Annotated in this window: 8 protein-coding genes; 6 read left to right on the top strand and 2 right to left on the bottom strand. The window is 62.1% G+C overall.

The features are described from left to right. Window positions 1-51: 51 nt before the first annotated feature. The 4 genes from FQ705_RS13200 (at window position 52) to FQ705_RS13185 (ending at window position 6,364) form a co-directional block, all read left to right on the top strand. On the top strand, window positions 52-1,344 hold the full coding sequence (locus FQ705_RS13200; RefSeq protein WP_144141446.1) for an NAD(P)/FAD-dependent oxidoreductase: 1,293 nt from the start codon (window positions 52-54) through the stop codon (window positions 1,342-1,344). After that, complete coding sequence (locus tag FQ705_RS13195; RefSeq protein ID WP_144141444.1) at window positions 1,344-2,666, top strand: NAD(P)/FAD-dependent oxidoreductase; 1,323 nt, start codon at window positions 1,344-1,346, stop codon at window positions 2,664-2,666. Before FQ705_RS13200 ends, FQ705_RS13195 begins: the two co-directional genes overlap by 1 nt. Before the next feature lie 473 nt (window positions 2,667-3,139). Further along, a complete protein-coding gene (locus tag FQ705_RS13190; RefSeq protein WP_186307848.1) occupies window positions 3,140-5,125 on the top strand; it encodes a DNA/RNA non-specific endonuclease in 1,986 nt (661 codons plus the stop codon). Window positions 5,126-5,353: 228 nt separating this feature from the next. Then, window positions 5,354-6,364, top strand: a complete 1,011-nt coding sequence (locus FQ705_RS13185; protein WP_144141442.1) for a DUF2891 domain-containing protein — start codon at window positions 5,354-5,356, stop codon at window positions 6,362-6,364. A 170-nt stretch (window positions 6,365-6,534) separates the two neighbouring features. Here the strand turns inward: FQ705_RS13185 and FQ705_RS13180 are convergent, their stop codons facing one another. After that, the gene (locus tag FQ705_RS13180) at window positions 6,535-6,960 is read right to left on the bottom strand and encodes a PRC-barrel domain-containing protein (protein WP_144141440.1); all 426 of its coding nucleotides are present in this window, start codon (window positions 6,958-6,960) and stop codon (window positions 6,535-6,537) included. 224 nt (window positions 6,961-7,184) lie between these two features. On the opposite strand from FQ705_RS13180, the gene FQ705_RS13175 reads away from it, so the two are divergent. Next, window positions 7,185-9,560 carry a DNA polymerase II gene (locus FQ705_RS13175; protein ID WP_144141438.1) on the top strand — a complete coding sequence of 792 codons (2,376 nt, stop codon included), beginning with the start codon at window positions 7,185-7,187 and terminating at the stop codon, window positions 9,558-9,560. Between the two features lie 49 nt (window positions 9,561-9,609). After that, a complete protein-coding gene (locus FQ705_RS13170) occupies window positions 9,610-10,578 on the top strand; it encodes an LLM class oxidoreductase (RefSeq protein WP_144141436.1) in 969 nt (322 codons plus the stop codon). A gap of 19 nt (window positions 10,579-10,597) precedes the next feature. Here FQ705_RS13170 and FQ705_RS13165 read toward each other — a convergent pair whose 3' ends face one another. Continuing rightward, complete coding sequence (locus FQ705_RS13165; RefSeq protein ID WP_144141434.1) at window positions 10,598-12,052, bottom strand: MFS transporter; 1,455 nt, start codon at window positions 12,050-12,052, stop codon at window positions 10,598-10,600. Between the last annotated feature and the right edge of the window lie 52 nt (window positions 12,053-12,104).

Below are 12,104 nucleotides of genomic sequence, written 5' to 3'. Positions count from 1 at the left end.
GCTCGCCTGATTCATCGCCCGGCGCAAGGGCTTCTTCTGTCTGTTCTGCCTATGCTCCCATTCTCGAACCAGCCTCACGTCGCCTCGTACTACGCCGCTACCGCCAACGACACGACCCGCCATCCTCCGCTCGAAGACATGCTGGATGTCGACGTCTGCGTGATCGGCGCCGGACTGACGGGCCTCTCCACCGCGCTGAATCTCGCTGAACGCGGGCACTCGGTCGTCGTGCTCGAAGCCTCGAAAGTCGGCTGGGCGGCGAGCGGTCGCAATGGTGGACAATTGATCGGCGGCTTTGCCTGCGATATCGATACGTTCGCGAAGTACATGCCCGCGGCCGACGTGAAGCGTGTTTGGGACATGGGCATCGAGACCGTCGATATCGTCAGGGAGCGGGTGGCGAAGCACCGGATCGACTGCGATTTGACTTTTGGTTATTTGACCGCGGCAAATAAGCCGCGCGATGTGGATGCGCTGCAAAAATGGCGCGATGAAGCGCAGCACCGCTTCGGCTATGACGGTTTCACCTATGTCGACGCGGACAGCGTCGGCCACTACGTCCAGTCGCAGCGTTATCTCGGCGGGTTGTTCGACGCCCACAGCGGCCATCTGCATCCATTGAACTACACCTTGGGCCTGGCGCGTGCGGCACGCGAAGCCGGTGTACGGATTTTCGAAGACAGCTGCGTGACGGCGCTGCGCAAAGAAAACGGCCTACAGGTAGCCGAAACGTCGCGTGGCCAGGTTAAAGCGCGCTTTGTCGTACTCGCCTGCAATACCTATCTCGGCGAACTGGCGCCGGAGGTCGCCGGCAAGATCATGCCGGTCGGCACCTATGTGATCGCCACCGAACCGCTCGATCCCGATCGTGCCGAAGCGCTGATGCCCGCCAAAGCCGCAGTCTGCGATAGCCGCTTCGTGCTCGACTATTTCCGTCCTGCGCCGGATAACCGGCTGCTGTGGGGCGGTAAAGTCAGCTACTCGACCTTAGCGCCGCGCAATCTCGGCGAAGCCATGCGCCGTGACATGCTGAAAACGTTTCCCCAACTCGACGACGTCAAGATCGACTATGCGTGGGGCGGTTTTGTCGATATCACGATGAATCGTGCGCCCCATTTCGGCCGCCTCTCATCTACCGTTTATTTCGCGCAAGGTTTTTCCGGACATGGTGTGAACACCACGGGCCTGGCGGGAAAACTCATCGCCGAAGCCATCGACGGCCAGGCGTCGCGCTTCGATCTGTTTGGCAAGGTTCGTCACCGCGATTTTCCCGGCGGCGCTACACTGCGAACCCCCGCCCTCGTGCTCGCGATGGCCTGGTATCGAATGAAGGACCTGCTTTGATGAACGCTCCGACTTCCGGCTTCAACACCCTCGATCAGCGCGCCGATGCGCTGATTGCCAACTCCTATTACGAAGCGAGCGTAGCGCGTCCGCACGTCGACGATCCTTCACTCGAAGGATCGTTCGAGGCCGACGTTTGTGTGATCGGCGCGGGTTTTGCCGGCTTGTCGGTGGCGCTGGAATGCCGGGCGCGTGGCTTGTCGGTGATCGTGCTCGACGCGCATCGGCCGGGCTGGGGCGCATCGGGCCGTAACGGCGGGCAAACGCTCGTCGGCTTCGCGAAAGACGAGATCATGGAGCGCCAGCTCGGACTCGATGGCGCGCGCGCGGCGTGGGCCATGTCGGTCGAAGGCGTGGGGCTGGTGCGTGAGCGCATCGAACGCTACGGCATCGATTGCGACTTCACTGCAGGGTATCTGACGGTTGCGACCAAACCCAAACGCGTGCCGGATTTGCGTTCGTGGATGGAGTCGGCCAGCCAGCGTTGGGGTTATACGAAGCTCTCCTGGCTCGATACCGACGAAATACGCTCACGTATCGCGTCGAAGCGCTACCTCGCCGGCGTCTACGATCCCTTTTCCCGCCATCTTCATCCGCTCAAGTATTGCCTCGGCCTCGCCGACGCAGCGCGTCGCGAAGGCGCGCAGCTCTTTGCCCATTCTCGTGTGATCGACGTCGAGCGCGGCGCGCGGCCTGTCGTGCGAACAGCGCGCGGCGAGGTACGCTGCCGTTTCGTCGCGGCCTGTGGCAACGCGACCCTTGGTGACGTATTGCCCGCGCCGATCGCGGCACGCATCGCGCCGATTGCTTCGTATATCGTCGCGACCGAACCGCTCGGCAAAGCGCGCGCGGATGCGTTGATCCACGGACGCGAGGCGATCTGCGACAACAACTTCTTCCTCGACTATTTCCGTTTGTCGGCGGACCATCGTTTGCTGTTCGGCGGACGCGCGAGTTCGACGGGCGCGTCGCCGGTGCAACTCGGTGAGGAGATTCGTCAACGCATGGTCGGTGTGTTTCCACAACTCGGCGATGTGAAGATCGACTATGCATGGGGCGGCTTTGTCGACGTGACGCGTAATCGCGCGCCGGATTTTGGATCGATCGATCCAAACTACTTCTACGTGCAGGGCTTTTCGGGGCACGGCGTGGCATTGACGGGAATCGCCGGGCGTGTCGTGGCGAAAGCGATGGCCGGCGAAACGGCGGCCTTTGATTTGTTCGCGCGGCTGCGGCATGCGCGTTTTCCGGGTGGACCGGCATTGCGCGGGCCGGCGCTGGAACTCGGGATGTTGTATCACCGGATTCTGGAGTTGTTCTAATTCGTCGCAATGCCCTGAGGTAAAGCTACACCACTTGAAAACCCGACGGGCGTTTCGATTCGCCCGTCACTCTCTCACTGCCCTCCTCGCCTGCTGATCGATTTCCGCCGATGCGCTCGGAATCGTCACGTCTTTATCCTCCGCGCGAGTTTGCGTAGCCACTTCGAGATATCACGCCTGATCGTCGCGCGTCTTTCTACGAATTTGGCTCGCCCAATTCAGATCGCCACGAATACGTTTTTAACATTTCACGCATCGTGAAAAGAAGCCTGTAGAACCGCTCAAGCCGACTGCTGACGCGCGCAAAACCTAGCAATACTTACTATCCATTTTCCCATCCCCGAGGCGGGACCTTGTTTTGGGACAGCCGTCGCAGCAGAGTTGCTGGAAGCGTGCCACGGCGAGCGTTATCGGTACGCGAGTTCACTTCACCTTCGATGGTGTTTTCAGCACGAACTGCAAAGGAATACCGCATGGCCAACCAGGAAAGGATCAGAGCTCTACGAGCAAGACTCACACCGGAGATGGAGTGCGCCGTGTGCGACGCCATAGCCAATAAGCGGCTTCCTGTCTCGCTCATGCACGCGCTCCCCCAATCCAGCCTCGACGCGCTGGAGAAGGGACAATCGTTTGGATCTGTCGCGGATACCGCCACGCAATCGTTCGGCGATATGGAGGCGATCGTCGCACTGGTCGGACGGCCGTCGCTGCTCATCCGCAACGACAAGGTGGTCATGCAGAAAATGCCGGAGCTTCCTCGGCAGACGCCTGGCTTGATCCTCGGCGTCCAGAAATGGATTCCTTCTGTCGGACGCATCGAATTTCACAACAACGACATGGCATGGGGTGGCACCGGTTGGGTCGCCGAGCGCTGGAGCAAGGGCGCGCTGGTGGTCACGAATCGCCATGTCGCCAGGATCGTCGCGCGTCGCAAGGCCGACGGCTCGGCGGTCTTCATGCGTTCGCCCTCGGGGGCCCGCTATGGCGCCGCCATCGACTTCGGTGAAGAGGTCGCGAGCAGGAAAATCGACCACAGTCGCACGGCCGAACTGTCCAGAGTCCAATACCTGGCTGACGACACGTCCGCCGACGTGGCCTTGCTGCGGATCGAGACGGCCGACTTCGAACTGCCCGAGGCATTCCGTCTGATCGAAGACGAGCGCAAGCTCGCCGAGGGGGAACTGGTCGCCCTGATCGGCTACCCGGCCTACGATTCCCGTAACGACGCCGACGCCCAGGCGCGGTATTTCCGTGACATTTACGAGGTCAAGCGTTTCGCGCCGGGCAAGATTCTTCAGGCGCCCGGCGACGGCATCCTGACCTACGATTGCACGAGCCTCGGCGGCAACTCGGGCTCACCGGTGATCCGCCTCGAAGACGGCAAGGTCGCGGGCCTGCATTTCTCAGGCATCTACGGCAAGGCCAACTCCGCCGTGAGCGCGAGGACGATCGGCGCACTACTCAAAGGCCAGCGCCCTGTCTCGGTCGCGCTGCGGGGCGAAGGCGAAGAGGCAAGAGACGGCAGCCATCCTGCTGCCTACTTTGCAGGTCGAGCCGGACTCGACACGGACTTCCTCAAAAGCCACCCGGATGCGCAGCCGGTGGCCACGCCCTGGCCAGGCATTCCCGCGCACTGGTCAGCGGGGCTTGCCGAGCCGGCCGACAATCCGCCGGAGCCTAACGAACTGCGCTACACCCACTTCGGCATCAAGTACTCCGCCGCGCTCAAGCTGCCGCTGATCACGGCGGTCAATCTCGACGGTGCGGCCTCGGTGCGGGTGAAACGGGGCAACGACAAGTGGTTTGCCGACGAGCGTATTCCCAGGTCGGTCCAGTTGAACGCGCAGAATTTCCGCGATGCCGAAATCGATCGCGGCCACATGGTGCGACGCGAAGACCCGGTCTGGGGCAGTCCGGGCGACGCCCAACAGGCCAACGACGATACGTTTCACTACACCAACGCCGCTGCCCAGCACTCCCGTCTGAATCAGGACAAATCGCTCTGGCAAGGACTCGAGAACTACATCCTCGACAACGCCCGCACGCATGGATTCCAGGCCTGCGTCTTCACCGGACCGGTGCTGCGCGATCCCGAAGGTGACGAGGAGGAGATCGTCATCGATGGCGCAATCGTGCCGATCGAATTCTGGAAAGTCGTCGCCACACTGGACGCCAGCGACAAGACGCTGCACGCCACGGCTTACGTGCTGAGTCAGGGGCAGCTCATCCGCAAGCTGCTCGAGAAGCGCTCACGGGCAGAGGCGCTGGAGGGATTCGTGCTCGGCGCCTATCGCACGTTCCAGGTGGCGATCAGCGACCTGGCGGATGCTACCGGCTACGACTTCAGTGCATACGTCGCCGCTGATCCGCTGGCGAGAAACGAATCCGGCCGGGAGGCGCTCAGAAGCGGAGAGCCATTGGTTTTACCCCTCGACAAACTAGCCGACATCATCCTGTGACGGCATAAGGGCATAAGGAATAAAGGCGCGAAGGGCGCCTCTGCCACGACCTGCCCGGTTCAATCCGGCAGGTCGGTAGCCACACGCCTCCGCATTTACCCGCAATATTCACTTTATCAACTATTTATCGATAAATTATCATGATAGATTTCGTGGCCGCTTTACTACCGTCGACCGTCGACACCATACTGACGAACCTGTTCGCACTACGCTTTCGAGGAGGCGCCGATGACTGCTCAACTCACGCCCGAATTCGCATCCCGATTCGCCAATCTCGCGCTCGCCCATCTCACGCGTGAATATCCCAACAAGCTGACACACTCCTTGGCCGGTCCGCAAGACGTGCAGGGACCGCGCGTGCTGCATCCGATCTTTTACGGCAGCTACGACTGGCACTCCTGCGTGCACGGCTACTGGCTGATCCTGCATCTGCTGGAGCGCTTTCCCGAGCTGCCCGAAGCGGCACGCATCGTCGCGGTGGTCCATGAGCATTTCACCGCGGCCAACGTGGCGGGTGAGCGTGCGTATCTCGATCTGCCGCACAACCGCGGTTTCGAGCGCCCCTATGGATGGGCCTGGGCGCTCGCGCTCGGCGCACAACTCGATTCGCTCAAACTCTCCGAAGCGGTACGCTGGAAGAAAACCTTCGCGCCGCTCACGGAAACGTTCGTCGAACGCTTCGAAGAATTTCTGCCGAAAGCGACTTATCCGCTACGCGTGGGCACGCATTTCAACATGGCCTTCGCGCTCGCGCTCACGCTCGATTTTGCGCGTCAGACTTCGCGTGAGTCGCTGGAGGCGCTGATCGTCAATACGGCGGAGCGCTGGTTCCTGAACGACGTCGCGTGCCAGGCGTGGGAACCCGCCGGCGATGAATTCCTCTCGCCTTCGCTGATGGAAGCCGAGTTGATGCGGCGCGTGCTGCCGCCCGCCCAATTCGTCGACTGGTTCGGGCGCTTTCTGCCGCATCTCGGTGCGAAAATGCCTGCTACGCTGTTTGAACCCGTGACCGTAACCGATCGCACCGACGGGAAAATTGCCCACCTCGACGGCCTCAATCTGAGCCGTGCCTGGTGTCAGCGCTCGCTCGCGCGTGCATTGCCCGCTGGCGATATCCGCCGCACCGTGCTGTTCGATTCCGCCGAGCGGCATCTGCAGAGCGCGCTGGCTCACGTGGCCGGCGATTACATGGGCGAGCACTGGTTGGGAACGTTCGCCACGCTGGCTCTGGAAGCCTGATTCGTTACGCAGTCGCGCGTCAGCAAAACAAAGCGGCGTTTGCAAACGTGAAACGGTTTGTCTGCCAACCGTTTCGCGCCGCGAACGCCGCCTGCTTTTTTCTTTGGCTTGCGAACCGCCGGAGGCGTTTCGCAAGCCGATGAGCCGACCGTTCGGTCCGCTCTCCCGGCTTACTGGCCCGTCAGCTTTTTCGGCTTCGGCGGTGCCTGGACCTTGTTGTACTGGAACTCCGGCGTTGCCTTCAACGCGTCTTTCGTTGCGCCGGCCAGATAGAAATTGCCGCCGCGAATATCCAGCGCAGCGATGGGCACCGCCACGTCATGCGACGCCACGCCGAGGAAACCGCCGGCCGAGACGATTGCCGCCGACAGCGAGCCGTCCGGTGCGATCACGAGATCGCGGACCGTACCGATCTTTTCGTTCTGGTCGTTATAAACGCCCTTACCGAGAATGCTCTTCTTGACACTCCAGCCGCTCAGCAACGCGGTGGACTGCTCGACGGTGACGCTCAGCGGTTGCGTGCCGGCGACTTGCGCCTGGGCACCGAAACTGGTTGCTGCAACTGCAACTGCGAGAACATATTTGCCCAACGTCATATCGTTCACTCCGCTCTTGGTAGACTTGACCGGCGCATCTGCTACGCCGAAGGAAACATCCCTCCGCGATCATACAGACTGCGCGAACAGGCTGCATCTAACCTGCCAGGCGCGCGGTGATCCGTCGCAACGCCACGAAGCCGCCCTCGGAAGCCGCGTCACGACCCAAAGCGCATGGCGGTAAAATCGCACGAGGCGATCACGCCCGCTTTAGAGGTGGCAGTTTGACTGAGCTTGAACAGGGTTTCATCTTGACCCGGCATTGGCGGGACACGCCCGCCGGCACGGAAGTCGATTTCTGGCTGGCAACAGACAGCGGGCCTCGTCACATCCGTTTGCGCTCGCAAGCTTCGGTGGCGTTCATTCCCGAGGGGCAGCGCGAGCGTGTCGAAACGATTCTGCGCCGCGAGGCGCCGCTCGATCTGCGCACACTCGAATTGCGCGACTTCCAGCATCGGCCCGTCATGGGCCTTTACTGTCCGCAATACCGGCAGCTGACAGGCTTCGAAAAACGTCTGAAGCAAGGCGGCGTGGATGTCTACGAGGCCGATATCTTCCCGCCCGAACGCTACATGATGGAGCGTTTCATCACTGCGCCGGTATGGTTCGGTGGCGAGGCTCAGGAACAGGGCCCGCTTCTGAACAGTGAACTCAAGCCCGCTACCGGCTATCGGCCGCCATTGAGGCTCGTCTCGCTCGACATCGAAACCAGCGCCCACGCCGAGCTTTATTCGATCGCGCTCGAAGGCTGCGGCCAGCGGCAGGTCTATATGCTCGGACCGCCGAACGGCAATACGGCAGACGCGCAAGCGCTCGACTTCGACCTCGAATACTGCGACACGCGTGCCCAGTTGCTCGACAAACTGAACAAGTGGATGGCGCAGCACGATCCCGATGCGATCATCGGCTGGAATCTCGTACAGTTCGATCTGCGGGTGCTGCAGCAGCATGCCGAACAATATCGCGTCCCGTTGCGGCTCGGCCGAGGAGGCACCGTGATGGAATGGCGCGAGCACGGCATGAAGCAGAACCACTACTTTGCCGGCGCTGCGGGACGTCTGATCATCGACGGCATCGAGGCGCTACGTTCCGCTACATGGAGCTTCCCCTCGTTCAGTCTCGAACACGTCTCGCGCACGGTGCTCGGCGAAGGTAAAGCGATCGACAACCCGTATCAGCGCATGGACGAAATCCAGCGCCGCTTCGACGAGGACAAGCCCGCGCTCGCACGCTACAACCTCAAGGACTGCGAGCTCGTCACCCGCATCTTCGAGAAGACCGAACTGCTGCACTTTCTGCTGGAGCGCGCGTCGGTCACGGGCCTGCCGGCCGATCGCAGCGGCGGCTCGGTGGCGGCGTTCACCCATCTGTACATGCCGCGCATGCATCGGCAAGGCTACGTCGCGCCGAATCTCGGTGACGTGGCCGGCGCAGCGAGTCCGGGCGGCTTCGTCATGGATTCGCGGCCGGGTCTGTACGATTCCGTGCTGGTGCTCGATTACAAGAGCCTGTATCCGTCGATCATCCGCACCTTTCTGATCGATCCGGTCGGCCTCGTGGAAGGCATGCTCGAACCCGGCGACGCGCAGTCGGTGCCCGGTTTTCTCGGCGCGCGTTTTTCACGTACACGCCATTGTTTGCCGTCGATCGTCGGGCAGGTCTGGCAAGGGCGCGAGACCGCGAAGCGCGATCGCAACCAGCCTTTATCGCAAGCGCTGAAGATCATCATGAACGCCTTTTACGGCGTGCTGGGCTCGACCGGGTGCCGCTTTTTCGATCCACGCCTGGCGTCGTCGATCACCATGCGCGGCCACGAAATCATGCACACCACGCGCGAGCTGATTCAAAGCCAGGGCTACGAGGTCATCTACGGCGACACGGATTCGACCTTCGTGTGGTTGAAGCATGCGCACGGCGAGGAAGACGCAAGCCGCATCGGCCGCGCGCTCGTCGAGCATATCAACGCATGGTGGCGGGACAATCTGCAGACACGCTTCCAACTCGACAGCGCGCTCGAATTGCAATTCGAGCGGCACTACCGGCGCTTTTTCATGCCGACGATTCGCGGCGCCGAGGAAGGCAGCAAGAAACGCTACGCGGGCCTCACCGTCTTGCCCGACGGTAAAGAAGATATCGTCTACAAAGGTCTCGAAACGGTGCGCACGGACTGGACGCCGCTCGCGCAGCAATTCCAGCAGGAACTGTATCGCCGCATCTTCACGCAGCAACCCTATCAGGACTACGTTCGCGACTACGTGCGCGCCACGCTCGACGGCCAACTCGACGATCAGCTCGTGTATCGCAAGCGCCTGCGCAGACCGCTCGGCGAGTACGAGCGCAACGTGCCGCCTCACGTGCGCGCGGCCCGCGTGGCCGACGAGTTCAACCAGCGGCAAGGGCGGCCGCTGCAATACCAGAACGGCGGCTGGATCAGCTATGTGATGACGGTGGCAGGCCCCGAGCCGTTGGAAACGCTGCGCTCGGCCATCGATTACGAGCACTATCTGACGCGTCAGTTGCAGCCGGTCGCCGACGCGATTCTGCCGCTGCTGCGCGACGATTTCACGACGTTGGTGTCGGGACAAAAGCAGTTGTTCTGAAGGTGTGTCAGGATCCAGTTGGGATCGGCCATGCACGAAGGAGTCGAATTTGAGTACAGCAAGCGATCAATCGGGCGACGCGGCAAGCAGCGTTGCGCAGCAGGTATTTGCCGAGGGCGCACTCAGTATCGGGCTCACGCTGCCCGTGTTGCGCAGCGGCGTCATCGTGGCCGACTTCAACGAACAGATGTCGCTCGCGCGTCTTGCCGACGAACGCGGTTTCCGCGCACTGTGGGTCCGTGACGTGCCCTTGAACAGCGCCGACTATCCCGATCCGGTCGGGCACCTCGATCCTTGGGTCCTGCTCGGCGCGCTGGCCGTCGAGACCCGGCGTATTGCCCTGATAAGCGGCGCCATCGTGCTCACACTGCGTCATCCGCTGCATATCGCCAAGGCGGCACGTTCGGTCGACACGCTCAGTCGCGGGCGTTTCATTCTGGGTTTGGGTTCGGGCGACCGTCCGCCGGAATACGCCGCATTCGGACGCAATGCGGACGAGCGGCGCGAGTTGTATCGCGAGCATTGGGAAACGGTGGCCGCCGCATTAGGCGAGCCGTCGCGCGTGATTCCCGACGAGGCACCCGAAGGCGTGCCAACTTTTCAGCTATTGCCTGAAAACCCGAACGCGGTCCCGCTGCTTGCCGTGGGCTCGGGTGGTCAGAGCGTCGACTGGATTGCGCGGCATTCGCTGGGGTGGATGACTTACCATCGCGAGCCGGAAGCGCAGCGCGCTCGCTATAGCATGTGGCGCGCCGCCGTCGAGCGCGCGGCGCCAGGCGCGTTCCGCGCATTCGGCGCCGCCATGCGGCTCGAACTGAGCGACGATCCGCATGAGCCGGCGCAGGCCGTTTCTCTCGGCTATCGCACTGGCCGGCACGCCTTGATTCGCATCTTGCAGGACATGCGCGCCGACGGGACGCATCACGTGACGTTCAATCTCTCGACGCAACGCAATGTGGCCGAGGTCATCAATGAGCTGGCGGACGAGGTATTGCCGCGATTCCATCCGCCTCGATGAACCGATAGCTTAAGCTCGGCTACTTCGAAATCTTCTCCAGCTCCAGCCCTTTCGTACGCGGCCCCATCAAGCCGATCGCCAGCATCACGACCAGCATCGCACCGGCGATGAAGACGAACACGCCGCTGGTGCCGAAGTGCTTCAACACCGACGCAATCAGAAACGCCGTGAAAATCGCGGAAAACCGGCTCCACGAATAAACGAAGCCCACGGCGCGCGCGCGGATGCTGGTCGGGAAAAGCTCGGTCTGGTACGCATGGAAGCTGTACGAAATGATGTTCCCGGCAAGCGTCAAACATACGCCGAGACTCACCAGCAGCACCGCGCCCGACGCCTGACTGAACCACAGCCCGCACACGATGTTGACCGCGGCCATCACCACGATCACCGTCTTGCGCTCGAAACGGTCGCCGATAAACAGTCCGATCACCGGACCCAGCGGCGCGGCCAATGCAATCACGCTCGAATACATCAAGCTCGTGGTGATCGTAATGCCCTGCTTGATCAACAGCGTCGGCACCCAGTTCGCGAAGCCATAGAAGCCCACTGTCTGGAAGATGTTGAAGATCGTCATCATCAGCGTGCGGCTGCGGTATGGCGGCACCCACATATCGCGGAAGCTGCCGCGCGGCGCCACCGGCACGGACGGTGCAGGCGGCGGCAGTTCCCGGCCATATTCACTGCGCACCCTGGCTTCGAGTTGGCTCATCACGCGATCGGCTTCGGCAAGACGCCCTTGCTGAGCGAGCCAACGCGGACTTTCCGGCAAGGCGCGGCGAATCCACCACACGAACAGCGCACCGTGTGCGCCGATCAGCACGACCCAGCGCCAGCCGTCGAGACCGAACGGCGTGCGCGGCACCAGCAGATACGACAGAAACGCCACCACCGGCACTGCCGTGAAGCCGACTGCCTGCTCGCACGCGAAGGCGCGTCCGCGAATCTGCTTGGGCACCAGCTCGGAGATATAAGTGCCGATGGTCACCAGCTCCACGCCGATGCCGATGCCCGCCACGAAGCGCCAGAAGTTCAACCCCGTGGCCGTTTCCTGGAAAGCCATCACGACGTTCGCCGCGGTGTACCACAGCAACGAATACGTGAAGACGGCGCGACGTCCGAAACGATCCGCCAGAAAGCCGCAAGCAATCGTGCCGATAAAAAGCCCGCTGAACAGCGCGGCAATAAAACTCGCGACGCCGGTCGAGCCGAATAAACCGTGCGTGGTCGCCGTCAATAGTCCGCTTTTGACGAGACCGGGCGCGACGTAGCCGGAGTACAGCAGGTCGTAAAGTTCGAAGAAGAAGCCGAGACTCAGCAGCACCACCAGCTTCCAGACGGAACGCGTGGCCGGCAAGCGGTCGAGGCGCGCCGAGATGCTGCCGGCGTCGAGCGGTGTGGCCGTGGACGTAGTGTGGAAGGACGCCGCGCCGGCGCCGTTTTGCACGACGGCTCCGGCGTGTTCTGGGGATGCCATGTTGTTTGTCTCCTGATAACGCGGGTCGCACGGGCGATGCAGACGGAACACG

This window comes from Paraburkholderia sp. BCC1884, from assembly GCF_900996225.1.
Lineage (GTDB): Bacteria > Pseudomonadota > Gammaproteobacteria > Burkholderiales > Burkholderiaceae > Paraburkholderia.
This window is presented reverse-complemented; position numbering and strand designations above follow the sequence as displayed.